General features: G+C 34.0%; 17 protein-coding genes. 6 read left to right on the top strand and 11 right to left on the bottom strand.

Going from position 1 to position 18,738, the window contains the following annotated elements:
- Positions 1 to 49 precede the first annotated feature (49 nt).
- The 6 genes from RHO14_05800 to RHO14_05775 all read right to left on the bottom strand — a co-directional run bounded on the left by RHO14_05800 (position 50) and on the right by RHO14_05775 (position 5,684).
- Positions 50 to 841 (bottom strand): endonuclease/exonuclease/phosphatase family protein, encoded by a 792-nt coding sequence (locus tag RHO14_05800; GenBank protein ID WVD72316.1) that lies wholly within the window; start codon positions 839 to 841, stop codon positions 50 to 52.
- A 25-nt stretch (positions 842 to 866) separates the two neighbouring features.
- Entirely contained in the window at positions 867 to 2,438 is a 1,572-nt protein-coding gene (gene gshA / locus RHO14_05795; GenBank protein WVD72315.1) for a glutamate--cysteine ligase, read from the bottom strand.
- A 64-nt stretch (positions 2,439 to 2,502) separates the two neighbouring features.
- Complete coding sequence (locus RHO14_05790; protein WVD72314.1) at positions 2,503 to 3,213, bottom strand: aspartate/glutamate racemase family protein; 711 nt, start codon at positions 3,211 to 3,213, stop codon at positions 2,503 to 2,505.
- Between the two features lie 14 nt (positions 3,214 to 3,227).
- Positions 3,228 to 4,352 carry a 23S rRNA (uracil(747)-C(5))-methyltransferase RlmC gene (gene rlmC / locus RHO14_05785; protein WVD72313.1) on the bottom strand — a complete coding sequence of 375 codons (1,125 nt, stop codon included), beginning with the start codon at positions 4,350 to 4,352 and terminating at the stop codon, positions 3,228 to 3,230.
- A gap of 164 nt (positions 4,353 to 4,516) precedes the next feature.
- On the bottom strand, positions 4,517 to 5,368 hold the full coding sequence (locus RHO14_05780) for a carboxylate/amino acid/amine transporter (GenBank protein WVD72312.1): 852 nt from the start codon (positions 5,366 to 5,368) through the stop codon (positions 4,517 to 4,519).
- A gap of 106 nt (positions 5,369 to 5,474) precedes the next feature.
- Positions 5,475 to 5,684, bottom strand: coding sequence for a cold shock domain-containing protein (locus RHO14_05775; GenBank protein WVD72311.1), 210 nt, complete (start codon positions 5,682 to 5,684; stop codon positions 5,475 to 5,477).
- 848 nt (positions 5,685 to 6,532) lie between these two features.
- On the opposite strand from RHO14_05775, the gene RHO14_05770 reads away from it, so the two are divergent.
- Positions 6,533 to 7,228: a S24 family peptidase gene (locus RHO14_05770; GenBank protein ID WVD72310.1), complete on the top strand. Its 696-nt coding sequence runs from the start codon at positions 6,533 to 6,535 to the stop codon at positions 7,226 to 7,228.
- 363 nt (positions 7,229 to 7,591) lie between these two features.
- Here RHO14_05770 and mgtA read toward each other — a convergent pair whose 3' ends face one another.
- From mgtA to RHO14_05750, 4 genes are all read right to left on the bottom strand, one after another.
- A complete protein-coding gene (mgtA, locus tag RHO14_05765; GenBank protein WVD72309.1) occupies positions 7,592 to 10,291 on the bottom strand; it encodes a magnesium-translocating P-type ATPase in 2,700 nt (899 codons plus the stop codon).
- A gap of 684 nt (positions 10,292 to 10,975) precedes the next feature.
- Positions 10,976 to 11,275: a hypothetical protein gene (locus RHO14_05760; GenBank protein WVD72308.1), complete on the bottom strand. Its 300-nt coding sequence runs from the start codon at positions 11,273 to 11,275 to the stop codon at positions 10,976 to 10,978.
- Between the two features lie 2 nt (positions 11,276 to 11,277).
- Positions 11,278 to 12,615, bottom strand: a complete 1,338-nt coding sequence (locus RHO14_05755) for an acyclic terpene utilization AtuA family protein (GenBank protein ID WVD72307.1) — start codon at positions 12,613 to 12,615, stop codon at positions 11,278 to 11,280.
- 27 nt (positions 12,616 to 12,642) lie between these two features.
- Positions 12,643 to 13,962 carry a citrate:proton symporter gene (locus RHO14_05750; protein WVD72306.1) on the bottom strand — a complete coding sequence of 440 codons (1,320 nt, stop codon included), beginning with the start codon at positions 13,960 to 13,962 and terminating at the stop codon, positions 12,643 to 12,645.
- Positions 13,963 to 14,302: 340 nt separating this feature from the next.
- Between RHO14_05750 and RHO14_05745 the strand changes: the two genes are divergently transcribed.
- A complete protein-coding gene (locus RHO14_05745) occupies positions 14,303 to 15,193 on the top strand; it encodes a LysR family transcriptional regulator (GenBank protein WVD72305.1) in 891 nt (296 codons plus the stop codon).
- 47 nt (positions 15,194 to 15,240) lie between these two features.
- On the opposite strand, the gene rsmC is transcribed toward RHO14_05745, so the two are convergent.
- On the bottom strand, positions 15,241 to 16,272 hold the full coding sequence (gene rsmC, locus RHO14_05740) for a 16S rRNA (guanine(1207)-N(2))-methyltransferase RsmC (protein ID WVD72304.1): 1,032 nt from the start codon (positions 16,270 to 16,272) through the stop codon (positions 15,241 to 15,243).
- An 81-nt stretch (positions 16,273 to 16,353) separates the two neighbouring features.
- Between rsmC and RHO14_05735 the strand changes: the two genes are divergently transcribed.
- The 4 genes from RHO14_05735 (at position 16,354) to RHO14_05720 (ending at position 18,737) form a co-directional block, all read left to right on the top strand.
- Positions 16,354 to 16,773, top strand: a complete 420-nt coding sequence (locus RHO14_05735; GenBank protein ID WVD72303.1) for a DNA polymerase III subunit psi — start codon at positions 16,354 to 16,356, stop codon at positions 16,771 to 16,773.
- The gene (rimI, locus tag RHO14_05730; GenBank protein ID WVD72302.1) at positions 16,748 to 17,194 is read left to right on the top strand and encodes a ribosomal protein S18-alanine N-acetyltransferase; all 447 of its coding nucleotides are present in this window, start codon (positions 16,748 to 16,750) and stop codon (positions 17,192 to 17,194) included. Before RHO14_05735 ends, rimI begins: the two co-directional genes overlap by 26 nt.
- A gap of 21 nt (positions 17,195 to 17,215) precedes the next feature.
- On the top strand, positions 17,216 to 17,830 hold the full coding sequence (locus tag RHO14_05725) for a thiamine diphosphokinase (GenBank protein WVD72301.1): 615 nt from the start codon (positions 17,216 to 17,218) through the stop codon (positions 17,828 to 17,830).
- 139 nt (positions 17,831 to 17,969) lie between these two features.
- Positions 17,970 to 18,737, top strand: a complete 768-nt coding sequence (locus RHO14_05720) for a hypothetical protein (protein ID WVD72300.1) — start codon at positions 17,970 to 17,972, stop codon at positions 18,735 to 18,737.
- Position 18,738 lies beyond the last annotated feature (1 nt).

Here is an 18,738-nt window from a genome sequence, read left to right as displayed (position 1 = left end):
ATTTTTTTGTTGTAACAGCATATTATAGTGTAAAAATAAGATATTTTATTTAATTAAGAATAAAGCGAACAAGCAATGGATTATGATCTGACGCGGTGGTGTGAATGATTTCAGCTTGTTCAACTTTTAAACCTCGATAAAATACAAAATCAAGCGGTTTCCCCATAAATGTTTTACGAATATCCGCTGAAAAATTAACTGGTTTTAGATTGATATTACGAATTAAACTATATAATAGGTGCAACCGTTTACGACTCCAAGCATTAAAATCACCGGCTAAAATAACCGGTCCTTGATGTGTATTTAAACGATTTAATAACATTTTTATTTGCTGACGATAAATTTTAACGCCAAAACTAAAATTTACCGCATGAATATTTGCAACCAATAATGTATCTTGCGTATTGGGTAACCTATATTGCGTCACTAATGCAGATTTAGGTATTCGAATTAGTGGCTCTTTTTCTTTAAATGATACGCTGTTAATCGAAATAGTATCAGCTATCGTCATTACACCTGCATAAATATCATTAATGGAATAAGCGGGAACGTGCTCTGCTACTTTTTTATATTGACGAATTAAACTCAGTAACTTAGGTGTTGTTTGTGCTTCTTGTAATAAAAGTAATGCTGTTTGGTCAATATACTTGCTAAGAACGTTTAAGCAATCTAGCCGTTTTTGTTTAAAAATGTTCCAAACTAAAATATTAAATGTATTATCAGAAATTAATGGCTGACTATTTAAAATATGTTGGTCAGAATGAACAAGCTCGACACGTTCATCTTCATGATAGCGCATAACGTAATCATGATCAGATAAAAAACCGACGAGCTTATTCATATTGTCCCTTATCAGTTGTAAGTTTTTACTGTTCCATCTGCTTTATATATTCATCAAATGTGACCGTTTGATTTTGCTCTTTAAGTTGCTGTTTGGCTATCGATTGATTTTTTTGATAAGCAAAATCACTTTCCGTTAGTACTTGTAAAGGCTCAGCATTAAGCTGCTGCTTGTATTGTTTGGCAAGTGCAAGGCCAAATGTTGATGTTCCCATATCGCTAATGGCTTGTAAAGTTCTAGCTGAAAGTGTTAACTCTGGATTATCAAACATTGTATCTAATCGTTCACACACTTTACGATAACGTTTCTGAGGATCATTGTGATCAAGCACATCAGCGACTCTAAGTAAGTCGCTAAATAAATCATGACCAACTTTGGCTAAAGGCTGCTGGTAACTTTCACAGCCCATACTAATTATTTGGCCTGGTTTTCGCCCTTCCATAATAACACGATTCCAATTAACCTTACTGCATTGTAGCTCTTCACTACTCATTTCAGGGGCTGGAGCAAGCGCACACCAAATCAAAAATAGATCGACGAAGCGAATTTGTTCTTCCGTAATACCAATTGGCGAGAATGGATTAATATCAAGTGATCTCACTTCAATATATTCGATCCCCCCACGCAACAATGCTGCTGATGGCGTTTCATCTTTTTTGGGCACCCGTTTTGGTCTAATTGGCGCATAAAATTCATTTTCAATTTGTAAGATATTATCATTTATTTGACGATATTTACCATCAACTTTGATACCAAGTTGACTAAATTCAGTAGATTTGGTGTGAGTCGCCTTTCTTATTCCCTCAACATAAGTATCTAACTTGTTAAAGGTAATTCCTAACTGTTTTTGCGCATTATTGGTATAACCAATATCACTTAAACGTAATGACGTTGCATAGGGTAAGTAGCAACTCCCATTAGTTTGTTTATTAAATTCTTTAAGCTTTTCTGGATCTTTAATAAATGAACCACAAACAGATGGTGATGCACCAAATAGATATGGAATAACCCAACCAAAACGATAGTAATTACGGGTAATTCTAAGATAGCCTTCAGAAATAATATCTGCACCTTCTTCGGCGTTTTTAATACCATCTCTTGCTTGCCAAAATGCCATTGGCAACGAAAAATTATAATGCACACCTGAAATCGTTTGCATCATAGCACCGTAACGATTTTTAAGCCCTTCACGGTAAAGAGTTTTAAATAACCCTTCATTTGATGAACCATATTGAGCCAAAATAATATCCGCTTCCTTAGCAACAAAACAAGGCATACTTAATGGCCACATTAGCTCATTGTTGATATTGACATTAGCATAACGATGTAAGTCACGAAGAAATGTTAACATATAATCAATATTGGTATTAACAGGTGTAATAAACTCAAGCATTGATTCAGCAAAGTCGGTTGTGATCCATGGATGTGTTAATGCGCGGCCAATCTCAGTTGGAAATGGCGTTTTAGATAGTGTACCATCAGGCAATATTCGTAGTGTTTCCCGTTCAAGCCCTCGCTGTATACCTTCTAAAATTGTGTAATGTTTTTCAAGCCAAAGTAATGCTTTTGATACATCAGGAATCAAAATAACCTCCATAATACTATGCAACTAACTTTGGCCATCATACCATAAACTTATATGCTTGTTACCACACCTTATACTATAATTTTTTATATGATTCGATCCCAAGCGCATAATAAGCTGCGTAACTTGCATGAATAAGCGTAGTATCAAATAATGGAAATTGCGTATCACTTTGATCAATAAGTAAACCGATTTCTGTACAACCTAAAATAATACCTTGTGCCCCTGCAAAAGCCAGTTTATCAATCATATTTAATAAAATATTCTTTGATTTAAGGTTAATTGACCCCAAACATAATTCATCAAAGATGATATTATTGATAATCTCTCTCTCGTCTTTTTCAGGAATAATGACATCGATACCATTATCGATAATGATTTTTTTATAGAAATCTTGCTCCATGGTATACTTAGTACCTAACAGCGCAATCTTATTAAGCTGTTTATTTTTCAACGCTAACGTTGTCGCTTTGGCAATATGTATAATTGGGATCGTAATATTGGCTTGAATATTAGTTGCAACTTTATGCATTGTATTTGTGCAAATAACAATAAAATCAGCTCCAGCATTTTGTAGCTTTAATGCCGCATCAGATAAAATTTCTGCACTTTTGTCCCAATCACCACTTGCTTGGCATTGTTCTATTTGGTGAAAATCGACACTATATAAGATGCATTTTGCCGAATGTAATCCGCCTAGTTCTTGCTTAATAATCTGATTAATAACCTGATAATAGGTAACCGAACTTTCCCAGCTCATACCGCCAATTAATCCAATTGTTTGCATATTATTTATCTCTTTTAATCAATGCGCTTTAACATCACCAACACTTCCATATGATCAGTATGGGGAAACATATCAAACAACTGTACCATTTCAATTTGATAGTTATTTAAATAAGTTAAATCAATCACTAAGCTATCTAAATTACAACTAGAATATAAAATATATTTTGGTAACACGCTTTGTAGATAATTAGCCAGCATGTTACCTAACCCTCGACGCGGTGGATTAACTAAAATAACATCAGGCTTTGATTCCGGCTTAGAAAGTGCAAACTTATTAGCATCTAATGACTGGAAACGAATTTTATCATAGCCCATTAACTTAGCCGATAGTTCAGCGCATTTAATCGCCCCAGGATTAATTTCAATCCCAACTAGTTCTCTATTTTTATCAACACAATGGAGCCCAAAGCCACCCACGCCACAAAAGAGATCCCAAATAATATTAATGGAAAATGGTTCCAACCATTTTTGAGCGGTTGCATATAGTTGACTTGCAACGTGAGTATTAGTCTGAAAAAAACTACCTTTTAACATAAATAGCGGCACATTATTTAACGTAATTGGTAACTGGTTTTGTTTTGTTAAGATAAATTCTTGGGAGCCTTCAATGATAGCCGCGTGATCCGGTTGAATATTAATTGATACAACCGTAATTTGTGGAATCGTTTGTTGTATATATTCAATCGCATTCGCTATTTTATTATGATCTTTATCTGAACGTAACACCAATCTTAGCATAAACTTATCATCTGCTTGGGTTAAAATAACAAATTTAATTTCGCCTTTTTTCTTTCTTATATTATATGGAACTAATGCTAACTTTTTAATTAGCTCTCGAACATTATAAAGCGTATCACACATCAATGTTGAGTATAAAGGGCAATCACATAAATCAATCGGCTCGCCGTTAGTCATAATACCTAAGATTGGCTTTTCTACCGTACCAAGCACGGCCATTTTCGCTTTATTGCGAAAAGCCGATTCTGAGCTTGTTACTGGCTCAAAAATAATTTTAGGATGATGGGGAAATAATTGATGAGATAACTGAGTTTGCTTATCATTTATTTGCTCGCCATAAGGCTTTGTTATCCATTGGCAGGATAAACATTTTTTGCTGTCATAATAGTTACATATCATTATTATAGTTTACTTAAATAAAATCATATAATTAAAATTATTTTTAAAAAAAATCATTTTTTTAGGAACTTCTTGATCATTCGCCTGTCTTAATATGTGCCACTGCATTATATTTTTTTCATTTTAGTATCCGCCATCTAATTTTAGATGGCTTTTTTTTACACTTAAAACCGCATTAACCATTTTTGATGGATCACAAGCGACAAAATAATAATAGCAGAGCCAATAATAAAGCGCCCCCACTCAATTTGTTGATGCCATATTACTACATTAAGTAAAATTCCAACAGGGATCACCATATTATTCATTATTGCTAAGGTGCCTGAATCGACCTTAGTTGCACCATAGTTCCATAAAAAATAACATAATCCTGAGGCAACAACACCGAGCCAAATAATAATAAGCCATTGAATGGGTGTTGTCGGCAGCATATGTACATTACCAAATATAAGCCAACATATCATCGAAATAATTGCAGCGCCCATATATACCCAAGCAAATGAATAATGTTGGGGTAAGTGGTATAATTCTATTATACGCTTATAGCCAACTTGACCAATAGCAAAAGCAATATTCGCTCCCTGAATTAATAAAAATCCAATTGTGAAATTAGTTGAGATATGATCATATCGAATTATAGCAGTACCTATTACCGCTAATATCGCAATCAATAAATAGCGCCATCGGATGGGATGCCTTTGTAAAATATCATATAAAAGAGTGATATAGATCGGCGTAAAAATGGTAAAAAGCAACAATTCAGGTACTGAAATATAATTAAATGCATGATAATAAAAAATATACATTATTCCCAGTTGTGAAGCGCCAACTGACATTAATAGCATTTTTTGCTTTGATGTGAAGATTCGAAAACGGAGAAAAGGAATAAAAACTAAAAAAGCGAGCAATATACGAGCGACAACCGCAAACCAACTATCAACGGTCCCACTCAAGTAAACACCAATTAAACTAAATGAAAATGACCAAATAATAGTGACAAAAAAGAGATAAACCATCAGTACAACACCTTATGATGTACACAATAAATAATACAAATAGTTTACATTTATTTGAGGCAAAAAAAAACCCGCATTGTTGCGGATTTTTATCAAAATAAATTCGTTATAGTAAAACGACTTCAGCTGCTGCTGGTCCACGAGGACTATCTTGAATAGAGAACTCAACTTTTTGCCCTTCAGCTAAAGTCTTAAATCCATCTCCACTGATTGCAGAAAAGTGAACAAATACATCTTTGCTACCATCTGTTGGAGTGATAAAACCGAACCCTTTACTTTCATTGAACCATTTAACTTGGCCTGTTTTCTTAGTCATTATGAATTTCCTGCTAAAATTAATTTCCTGCCTATTGGCTTGCTTTAAAGACTACAACATCAGCCAACTAAGTAAAAAACATTAGAAACGTAATAAATAAAAAAACAAACAGCTAAAAATTACATTTTAAATCTTAATGCTACAACAAAGTTTATTCTGTGTTATAAATCCACTGTTATTACCTCATAGATTGCAAATGAAAGCAAGCAAATAATATAGATTTTGACGAACTAGCTCACAGTTTTTTATAAATATTTTAACGATTAACTGTGATTTGATTTACATCAAATTACACTTAGCAAAAAGATTATCCGGTAAATAAATTGATTATATTCAATAATATACGCGTGAAATCATTGAAATAATCCTCTTAATTAAAATTTTCTCAACCGACTTACTACAAATAAAGTGCAAACAAAGGATAGTGACTATTTTTATATTAAATAGATAAGAACTTTATATAGGATTAACTGAGTTAAAAACTAAGCAGTGATTTGTATAAAAATTATCTATATATCGATAGAATGCCAGAAATGTTAATGCTGTTTGGGTTATTAAGTGACTCTATGTTTCTTATAAAGATTTTATAACATATCTGTTTACAATGCCGTAATGATAAAATATAGTGTTGTATAATTAAGCATCAATTCTCATTATCTTAAGAAAAGAAAATTAATTTCTATAATAGTAAAAATTTCTATTGAAAGCTTAGCCTAAGCCTTATTTATCTTTACTTTTAAAAAGGCTTATGGCATGATTGCGGGCATAGAGAATAGATAACCTCTACTGTTAACGATAACGACAAAAACTTTTTTGTTTTTAAATAATTTTTAAGGCAAAGAAAGCTTATGAAACAGAATTATTCTACCTTTGCCAAACGGCTAAAATATATTATCGGAGATGATTCTCTATTAAGTTTTTCTAAAAAATGTCGCTTATCAGAGAGCGCTATTAGAAAATATATTAGAGAAGAATCAGAACCGACCCTACAAAATTTGCTAACGATGGCTGATGTAGGAAAAGTTTCTGTTGCTTGGTTAGCAACGGGAAGCGATCCTTTTTTGTCTAATGCAAATTTGTTACCTAAAGATACCAAAAACATTGTTATAACGCTTCCCGAGATAGAGTTTAATCGTTTGTTAGAATTTTATAATGAAAATGTATTATTATCTCCACCGAAGGAAAAAATTATTACCGAGTGGGTGATCAGTCGAGACTGGTTATCTCGTTCAGGTTTAGTAAATGATAATCTAGCGATTGTACAAATTCCGTATAATAATATGGCAAATACAATAAAATCCGGTGATGTCGCGATTATTAGCTTAGGTAAAAATGAGCTAACTAGAGTTTTAACTGGAATATATATTATTCTTTTGAATGATAAATTATTGATTAAGCGTATACAATACGATCCTATTGAAGATGGTTACCACCTGATTAATGATAATGCAACCTTTGCAAATCACTTAATTAAAAAGAATAGCTCAACACAGTTTCAAGTTGTTGCAAAGATTGAACACGTATTAACTAACGTATCAGACTAATCATATTTCTCATATAAAAATACCACATTTTGTGGTATTTTTATATGAGTTAAAAGTTAGAAACGTTGATATTGTTATTTTGACGGATTAAATAACGGCGAATAATACTTTCTCTCTTTCTTATCTTTTATTAATTTAATTAAATTTTTGTGTGGAGTCTTCATTTTTTTCTCCTTACCAATTAAATAAAAATTCATTTTAAGCAACATGTTACAAAAATGCATAACGATTATTTTTAGCATCGATTACTTCCATATAAATTTCATGTCCCTTTATCAATTACTATTTATAAATCTAGTCGAATAATACAACTTGCTAACAATAAAAAATATTTAACAAGCTGTATTCGTTTATCTTTAGGAATTAAAACCACTGTCCAAAGCGTTTGATATAAATAGTTTTCATCAATTGGGCAACAATACAGTAACAAATTAATGTTCCCGCCAGCCAAGGGAAATAAGACCAAGGTAAAGGAACTAAACCAATCATATTACCTAATGGTGAAAAAGGAATATAAATACCAATAGCCATGATTAAGATTGTCATTGCAATTACAGGAAATGCAGCCGTACTTTGGATAAACGGTATTTTCTGCGTTCTGAGCATATGGACAACCAATGTTTGTGATAATAAACCTTCAACAAACCAGCCAGAATGAAATAATGATTCCATGGCAATATTATTGGCACTAAATACAAACCACATTAATATATAGGTCGTAATATCAAAGATTGATGATGTTGGTCCAATCCAAATCATAAATCTGCCAATGTTTGGCGCATCCCATTTTCTTGGTTTTTGCAAAAATTCATCATCCATTTTATCCCACGGTAAAGAAAGCTGCGAAATATCATACAGTAAGTTTTGGATCAATAAATGAATAGCAAGCATAGGCAAAAATGGAATAAATGCACTTGCAACAAGTACGGAAAATACATTACCGAAATTAGAACTTGCCGTCATATTAAGGTATTTCATAATATTACCAAAGGTTTCTCGGCCACCAATAACGCCTTCCTCAAGTACCATTAAGCTTTTTTCAAGTAAAATGATATCCGCTGATTCCTTAGCAATATCAGTCGCCGTATCAACAGAAATACCCACATCAGAATCTCTTAATGCTGGTGCATCATTAATACCATCGCCTAAAAAACCAACGGTATGGCCATTTTCTTGTAATAACCGAATAATTCTCGATTTTTGTAACGGCGTTAGTTTAGCAAAAATAGTTTGTTGCTCAATACGCGCTTTTAGTTCGTCATCTTCCATCGTCTCGATTTGATTACCAAGCAACGGTTGTCCGGGTTCTAGCCCTACTTCGCGGCAGATTTTAGTGGTAATAATTTCATTATCACCCGTTAAAACTTTAACAAGTACGCCATGTTCACGTAAAGCGGCAATTGCATCTTTAGCACTGTCTTTAGGTGGATCTAAAAAGGTTAAAAATCCCCGAATAGCTAATGAGTTTTCATCAGCAACACTATATTGATTTTTAGTTTCATTAGCTGGAATATTTTTTAATCCAACGGCTAACACCCTAAAACCATCAGCATTATATTGATAAGCTAAATCAATCAAATCTTGCTTTCTATCTTGAGTTAAAGGGAGATATTCACCATTCTCATACACGTGACTTGCAATAGATAACATCTCTTCTACTGCACCTTTGCAAATCATTAAGTGATTATCGTTGCCATTTTGTACGAAAACCGATAAACGCCGACGCACAAAATCAAAAGGAAGCTCATCAATTTTAGTATATTGACCTAATCCTAATTTTTTAACATTCGCTTTCTCTTCCGCAAAATGAATGATTGCCTTATCCATTAAATTTTTCATTCCGCTTTGATAATAGCTATTTACCCAAGCCAGTTTTAATACAGACGGATCTATCTGCCCGAAAATATCTAAATGCTGCTCTAAAATAATTTTATCTTGCGTTAATGTTCCGGTTTTATCTGTACAAAGTACATCCATTGCGCCAAAATTTTGAATAGCGTTTAACCGTTTAACCACAACTTTACGCTTTGCCATATTTACGGCGCCTTTAGCTAAATTGGCGCTAACAATCATCGGCAGCATTTCAGGTGTAAGCCCTACTGCAACAGCTAATGAAAATAGTGCAGCTTCACCCCAGTCGCCTTTAGTTAATCCATTAATCATAAATACAATCGGCACCATAATTAGCATAAAGCGAATAAGCAGCCAACTCACGCTATTTACACCTTTATCAAATGCAGTTTGTGCACGAGTACCAATAATTGACTTAGCTAACGAGCCAAAATAAGTGTCAGTTCCTGTTGCAACAACAATCGCTTTTGCTGTGCCGCTGACAATATTCGTTCCCATAAAACAGATATTATCCATATCTAATACATTAGTCGGCTGTGAATCATTAGTTTGCAAATTTTCACTTTTTTGTAATACCGATCCTAATGTGTCATATTTTTCAATAGGAATTGACTCTCCGGTTAACACCGCCTGACTAACAAATAAATCTCTTGATTCAATTAAACGAACGTCAGCTGGGATCATATCGCCAGCAGATAAAAAGATAATATCACCGGGAACAACATCTTCTAACAATACTTCCATGGTTTCTGGCATAGTATCTTTATGTTGCCGACGTAATACAGTCGCGGTGGTTTTTATCATCGATTTTAGTGCTTCTGCAGCTTTATTAGACCGGTATTCTTGCCAAAAACGGAGTAATCCACTTAGTGATACCATAACTAAAATAATGACAATTGCCGTAATGTCTGTTGGTTCACCGTCTTGTAATGGCATCCAATAATCAGTAAAAAAACTAACGCCAGCTAATACCAATAATACAAAAATAAATGGATTTTTAAATGCCAATAAAAGCTGTACAAATGCCGAAGGAACTCTTTCTCTTGCAACCACATTTTTACCATAAGTTTCTAGTCTAGCCTTACTATCACTTACTGTTAAGCCGGATAAATTAGACTGAAAATTTGAAATGGTTGCCTCAAGAGAATATTTAGCCTCTTGAATCGCTTTTAGCTGAATATTTGTTTTTTTTGCTGTAACTGTTTGTTTCATAACTTATACCTAAAATTTATATAATTTTGCTATTTAACTATCTAAATAACAAATTACTTAGCTAATTTAAGACGACAGTTAACCGTCCAAATGGCAAGCATAAAATTAATTTCATAGACCAAATAAATTTAGCTAATAATTTGATAATACAAAATATAACGTGAATTAAGTAAAATCACTTTACTCAATCAAAACACGCATACGAGTGAATTAACGATATAGGTTAGAAATAACTGGGTGGTTCTAAATATTTATCAGAAAGGAATAATGTATTTGATATTAAACAAGGTTTAATACACTGAGGAATGAAGCAAGTGTGATAGCTGTTAGTAATAAAAAATTGCATATCGTTCACCATGAACCGATTTTATTCATTATCGGTTGTGAACCGTAAAATTAATTAGACAGATTCGTTAACCGACAATCAATAGTATAAAAGTATATCCCCGTTAAACTGGGGGGACCGGATTGAGTATTCATATAGCTCCTATAAATTAAACTCAAATACCTATTTCTATTTACTTCTTTCAAACACCTTTATCGGATATACGTTTTAGATAAAGTGAAAAAAGTTTATTAGGCGCGGTTTTTATACCTTTTCAAGAATAATTTGTCAACTTTTTTCTCATAAAAAAAGCCCGCATAAACGGGCTGGCATTATATATGGATCATAAAGCATTAATTTTAAATATCCATATTCATCAAAGCAGCGCTCAGTCCTTTACCATGCATATCATGGCTCAATGTCCGTGTAACCCCGCCACCTAAAGCACTGTGCATCACAAAATTTAATGCACCTAAGTTAGGTAGTTCATAACGGATCACTTCACCTTTTACAATATCGGCAAAATACATTTTAACTTTTTCAGCTGTTATTGACTTCTTTATTGTTTCATAATCATCGATATCATAGGCAATAACAGAAATATTAGAGATATTACCTTTATCGCCAGTACGAGAATGTGCAATTTCACGAAGTTTCATTTTTATACCTCCAAATAACTAATATTAGTTTTGACTAAATTACGATCAAGTAAAGTTGAATCCATCGCAACAACTTCTTTAACTGACTTAAAGGCACCACCGCCACCAGCAGGGCCATTCGTGTAAAGCGTTTCAACTTCATTACCAATAAAAGTAGCCTCATTTTTACTTGCGAATCTTGCCGCAACGCGGGCTCTAACCTCATAAGGAGCACTATCTTTGGAAAGTCGTTCGCCATGTAATGAATTGATACCAATTAAGTCAAAACGAATTTCTTGCGGCAAGATATGACAAATATTTAGCCTTTCTTTAACAATATCTAATGCAAGCTTTGCTCGCTCTACTGCGCCAGGACCTGCATAACTCATTTCACCCTCACCAATAAAACCATCACTATATCCAACCGAGACTTTTAATGTGCTGGTTCTAGGTTTACCACTCGCACCACTTACTTCAACACAATCTTTCCCAATTTGCTTAAATGTTATACCGCTGAAATCAGCAACAACATCAGGCGTAATATAGCTATCTGGCTTGTGTATTTCATAAAGTAATTGTTGCTTACACGTATCAACAGTCACATATCCACCAGCATCTAAAACTTTTGTAATAACCGCATCACCCTCTTGCGTTACTTCAGCAATGGGAAAACCGAGCTTTGCTAAGTTAGGCACATCACGGTATTTAGGATCGGCAAAATACCCCCCCGTTATTTGGCCAGCGCATTCAAGCAAATGCCCAATTGCCGTCCCTTTACCAAGTTTATCCCAGTCATCATTTTGCCAACCAAATTCAAACATCATGGTTGATAAAAATAATGAGGGATCAGCCGCTCGCCCTGCGATAACGATATCTGCGCCATTTTCAAGTGCTTTAGCTAATGCCTCGGCCCCTAAGTAAGCATTGGCAGAAATGATATTTTTTCCTGATAATGAAATAGTAGTGCCCATCTCATCTAATTTTAAGTCATTATTAACAACAATATCATAAACGTCATCACCTTCAACAATCGCAATTTTTAGGTGAGATAATCCTAATTCTTTAGCTATATCACGAGTTAGTTCTGCCGCGGCCTTAGGATTTGCCGATCCCATATTTGTTACAATTTTAATTTTCTTTTCTGCACAAATCGGTAATACCGCTTTCATTCGAGCAGCTAAAAATTCATTAAAACCTGATTGTGGATTTTGTTTTTTTTGCTTTTGACCGATCGCAATCGTTCTTTCAGCTAAGCACTCAAAAATTAAATAATCAATATCGCCTTTTTGCGCTAATTCGACCGCCGGCTCTATTCTGTCTCCACCGTAACCAGCACCACAACCAATTCTTATTTTTTTCATAATAAAATGCCTCTAAAATAATGATTTTTATATTGGAAAAACACCCGTTGCAACACATGCAAAAGTCATAATAATGCTAGCAAGCCACAAAATAGGAATGCTAAATTTTTGATGATCAGCTAAATCAACCCCAGCTAAACTCACCAGTAAAAATGTGGCCGGAGTTAAAGGGCTAACAGGAAAGCCTGTCGTCATTTGTCCCATAATAGAGGCTTGAGCAACTTGAATAGACGGCACACCTAACATATCAACGGTATGAGCAACAACAGGCATAATGCCAAAGTAATAAGAGTCAGGGTCAAAAACCAGGCTTAATGGCATTGAAATTAATCCGATAATAAAAGGAACGTGACTTGCGAAATGTTCAGGGACAAATTGCACTGCGGCTTCTGACATAGCTTTTAACATGCCTGAGCCACCCATTATTCCAGTAAAGGCACCTGCAGCAAATAATATACTTGCCATCATAAGCGCTGCTTTAGCATGAGCATTAATTCGCTCTGATTGCATTTTAACATTAGGATAATTAATCATTAATGCCAAAGTAAGTGCAATCATAAACGCAACAGTTGGGGAAATTCGGGTAAATACCATCGTACTAAGCACTGCGATAACTAATAAAATATTTACCCAAAATAGATGTGGCCGACGAAGTTTTTTTTCTTCATCTGTTAATGCTTTTTCATGTACCAATGACTCACCTTTAGCAAACATTAAGGCGGTTATATTGGTATTTAAGCCTAAACGCTTTTGTTCTTTTTTACCCCAGTAATATCCCATAAAAATCATAAATGCTAAGCCTACAATTTGTGCGGGGATAAGAGGAATAAAAAGATCATGAGTTGTAATATTTAGCGCACTAGCCGCCCTAATCATAGGGCCAGTCCAAGGTAAAAAATTAACGCCCGCACTTAATGCCGTAATACCAATAAGCATACGCTTATCCATTCCCAGCTTATCAAATAGCGGTAACATCGTTGGAATAGTAATTAAAAATGTTACCGCGCCATTACCATCAAGATGGGCAATCAACGCTAATATACCGGTTCCAATAATAATTCGGATAGGATTAATACCAACAAATCGCAAAATGCGTTTGATGATGGGATCAAACATTCCCGCATCAGTAACTACACCAAAAAATGTAATTGCAAATACAAACATTGCTGCCATTGGTGCAAGCTTTGTGATCCCAGATACGATATATTTTGGTGTTTCCAGTCCGTATCCAGCAACTAAAGCGCCGATAGTTGGAATAATAATGAGCGCCACAATCGGCGACATACGCTTTGACATAATGCAATAAAGTAATACTGCAATCGTCAAAACCCCAATAAGAGCTAACATAGCATTCTCCTTTTTATAATTTATCTATTAGCCTCCATATTAAGTAAAAACACGCTGATAATTACTTGAAAAACAAATAATCTAATTGAGATTTCAAATGAAATACAATTAATTGGTTATTCAAATCAAACTATTCAAATTTGAAATAACCATTAAATTAATAATATGTTAATTATCAGACAATTAACTTCATTAAAAATATCTAAAACAATTTTCCTCAACCCTGATCACAAAAATTAAAAATCAAATTTGTTATTGAATTCAAAATATTCGAAGTATGGTAAAGTTGCTCTATTCCTATGACTTACCCTAGATCTAAAAACTTTATATTGAGGAGTAAATGATGAATATTTCCATCCGCCAAATGCGAGCATTTTTGGCATTGGCTGAAGCTGGAAACTTTACGAGAGCATCTGAAATAGTTTGTTTATCACAACCGGCATTTAGTGCATTAATCGCATCATTAGAACAAGAAGTCGGTTACCGCTTATTTGACCGTGATACTAGAAAAGTTCAATTAAACGCAAATGGTTTACATTTTGTTGAGCTTGCCAACCGATTTACTCATCATTACCAAAATATTACTGAAGAAATTAAACTTTATTCGCAAGGAGAAGAAGGCAGCGTAACGTTAGCTGTACTGCCCTCTCTTGCTGTACAATGGCTACCACGATTGATTACAAAATTTAGTGCAGAAAATCCACATATTCGAATTAATATCATCGACACTCAATGGGATAGATGTTTACAAGCAATCGTTAATAACACTGCAGATATTGCAGTTACCGCCGGAACGCCATCATTAAAAGAGATTCAAGCAGAATTGCTTTTTTCTGATGATTTTTATCTAATTTGCCCTAAAAACCATCCACTTACCCAAAAAAAACAAGTTGAACTAAAAGATTTGGAAGAGGAAAAATTTATTGCTTTCTCTAATGGAACAAGTATTCGCTTATTCACCGACCAACTTACGCAACTTTATAATATCCGCTATGTGCTTGAAGTAAGGCAACTTACAACGATGATGGGATTAGTTGCAGCAGGTCAAGGGATAAGTATTACAACAGGCTTAACGCTATTTCAATTTGAACATGACAGTATCACAATTATACCGTTCAAAGATCTGTCGCTAAAAAGAGCGGTTTATTTAATAAAGAAAAAAGAGCACCAATTATCAAGTCAAGCAATCAAACTGCATCAATTTATAAAACAACATGCCAACTGTGATTAGCTTATATTATAACAAGACTTTAGTGCTTTTTATTTATGAGCATAAATTTACGAAGCCAAATAGACTTTAAATTTAGTCGTATGAGCAATAACATCAACATGTTTAAACTGCTCAGCAAGTAATTTAGGATATGGTAAAAACGAATTTGCAACAATACAAAGTTTGCCATTTATTTTAAGATGATTTTTGCTCTCTCTAATCAACGTTTCCGCAGCATTATAATTCGTTTCTTTACCATCATGAAATGGCGGATTTGATATAATTAAATCAAATCGACCTTCAACATTAGAAAACACATCACTAGCAATAACATCAGCATTAATAAGGTTGTCTTTTAGGTTTTTTGATGTTGCAAATAGCGCTGGCGCACTTACATCAGTTGAGATCAATTCAATGGCCGGGTTAATTTTTGCAGCAAAAAGAGATAACACACCACAGCCACAACCAATATCAAGTACTCTGCCTTTAATTAAATCCGTTTGCTGAGCGAGTGCATTTAATAGCAAATCACTCCCTGCATCTAATGTTTTATAGCTAAATACGCTGGGTAACGTTGAAACGAGTAACGTCATATCATCAAGTTGTAGATCATATTGAGACCACCACTCATCAAGTTCAAATGCCAAGCGACTCTCTGCATGAAAATGATAAAGGCTACAACGCCTTGCAGTATCAATTTTTTGAATTGAACCAAATTCACTTAATAATTTTTCAGCGCTTCTTACCCCAGTGGTATTTTCGCCAATAATGAAAATATCACAACCTTTAGCCAAATTATTTAATAAACAGGCTAATTGGAACTGGGCTTCTAACTTATTTTTAGGCCAATAATAAATCAATGTATCACGATTTTCATAGCAAGATTCGGTTGGTAATAATCCAAATTCAATATGAGATTTTTTACAACGAGCCTGTAAATTTGAGTAAATATGAAATTGGCTACAGTGCACTTTGGTATCGGCGGTATTGAGCTGTAATACATAATCATCATGTAAATCACCAGCAACTAATAGGTGTTTTCCTGAAAATAGAGCTTCATGACGCTGTAGAACTTGACTTGATGGTGTTAATACCGACATTTGTTTGACCTCAAATAAAAACCTTTTAAAAAAATTGGAGAGATTATACAATTAACTTTCAATAATCACTAATAAAACCCTATGAACAATCAAGATTGGTATCTTAATCAGCTCGGTATTACCCAGTATATATTACGTAAGCCCACCGTAATGAAAGGGGAAGCATCGATAAATATTGCAAATAATATTCGGCTTATTATTGTTAGCCAATCGGCGCCTGACGATAAAATTTTTTATGATATTTTAAAAGCAATCAATGTTAAAAAAGAAGACTGTTTGATTTTATCGCCGGCCCAATTATTTATGCCACTTAATCAATTGAATCATGTAATTTGGTTTATTAATGAAAACATTCCTGATAGCTGGAAAAGTGCACACACGCTTAATGATAAAGCGATAATTGAAACAACCACGCTATCTGAGTTAGCCCAATCACCCAATTTAAAACGCCAATTGTGGCGCACTCTTTGTCAATATGAAAACTATTTCAACGCTCACTAATAACGACTTAAATGAAGCTTATCAAGTGGAATTGCTTTGCCACCCTATTCCTTGGAGTAAGGCGACGTTTACCTCTAATCAAGGCGATCGTTATCTAAATAAAAAAATCAGCCAAAATAATCAGCTAGTCGGCTTTTTGATTTGCCAAGTCGTTATTGATGAAGCAACGCTATTTAATATCGCCATTCATCCTGATTTTCAAAAACAAGGTTTAGGCTCTACGTTGTTAACACAATTAATTAACGAACTTGAGCAGCAAAATATTCATACATTATGGTTAGAAGTAAGAGCTTCAAATCAAGCGGCAATTGCGCTTTATCAGCAAATGGGATTTAACGAAATAACGATTAGAAAAAATTATTACCCTACCGCACAAGGCAATGAAGATGCCATTATTATGGCCTATACTATTTCACTATAAAATAACGGATAAACAGCAAGAATGGAAAAAGTACTACTTTTTGTAAATGGCGAGCCTCCTCAACGTTATCCAACCGACCTGACGCAATATCGTTATATTGCCTGTACTGATGGTGCTTATCATAACTATTTACAGCAAACTGACATAATTCCTCATTTTATAATTGGCGATCTTGATAGTTTAGGCCATCAACCAATCAATAAAACCATTGAAATTATTCATACACCAGATCAGAATAAAACTGATTTTGAAAAATCAATCTTATTTCTAGCCAGTAAGGGGATCAAAGCATTTGATATCTATGGGGCATCCGGTCATGCTAGTGACCATTTTTTAGGTAACTTATCTGTCGCTATGCAATATTATATGCATTACGACCTGACATTTTATGATAACTATTGCTATTTTTTCTTTGCTAAAAGCAAAACCGTTTTACATCAAATGAAAGGCAAAACAATATCGCTAATTCCTTTATCAAAAGTGAGTAATTTAACCATCACTGGCTTTAAATATCCATTAAATAATACTGATTTGCAATTAGGCGGCCTAACTAGTCTGCGTAATTATGCGATTAATGAAGACATAACAATTCAATTTGAAAATGGTGACTTAGTTATTTTCATTTCACGTAAATGACCGCCCCCCTTTATTGCCTGAACATTGACATTTACATTACCTTACAGTATTGTTTTACTAAATAATATACATTCTCGTTAGCTTAAGCCGTAGCTAAACTATGTTTAAATATAATGGAAATTTAATGAAGGTTTTTGTCATGATTAAAAGAGTTTCCCTGCTAATGTTTTCTGCATTGATATCACACTCTACTTTCGCCAATAATGGCAATATACAAAGTGTTATTGATGCATTTACTAATTGCGATAACAGTTTCTTTTATCAATTAAAGACCAATGCCAATGATTTCAACGAAATTACCGATCTTGTTACTCAAGATGATATCGCTTATATTCCTGTTAATAGCGTTATTGAAAATGAAGGTAATACCAATTACTTTACAAAGCCAATTCTATATCGGGGATTAACCATCACCGCCTACCAAAATATCGCTATCAAAACACCATTTTTAGGTCAATATTATTATTGGGGTTTTATTATCGATGGATCTGTCGACAGTGTCAGGCAATCACTCAAACAATTACCATGGCAGCAGTATAACGTTGCAAGTTATGTCGCTAACCCTAAATTATACGACAATTTAGCAAAAAATAGCGGTTGGCAACCCAATCCCTATATTATTGACGGTATAGTACCTCGTTTATACACTATAGAAAAATCGCTTTATTTAGAGCCTATTAATGAAAATCAAGTTCATTTGGTTTGCTCTATTCAAGGTGATATGAATAGAGACTTGCTTTACTCTATTCACCCTGACATGAAATACATTGATCAAGAACTTGATATCGAACGTAAAGCAAAAGCAATCAAAGAACAAAAATCATTTGAAATTGAACAAAAAGATAATGGTGCAACGTTAGATGAAAATCAAATAGATAACAATAATCAGTCTAGTGGAAATAGCTAAA

It is taken from the genome of Orbaceae bacterium lpD04 (genome assembly GCA_036251935.1).
GTDB lineage: Bacteria > Pseudomonadota > Gammaproteobacteria > Enterobacterales > Orbaceae > Orbus > Orbus wheelerorum.
Note: the sequence above shows the minus strand (reverse complement) of the source record. Positions and strands in the feature narration are given on the sequence as shown.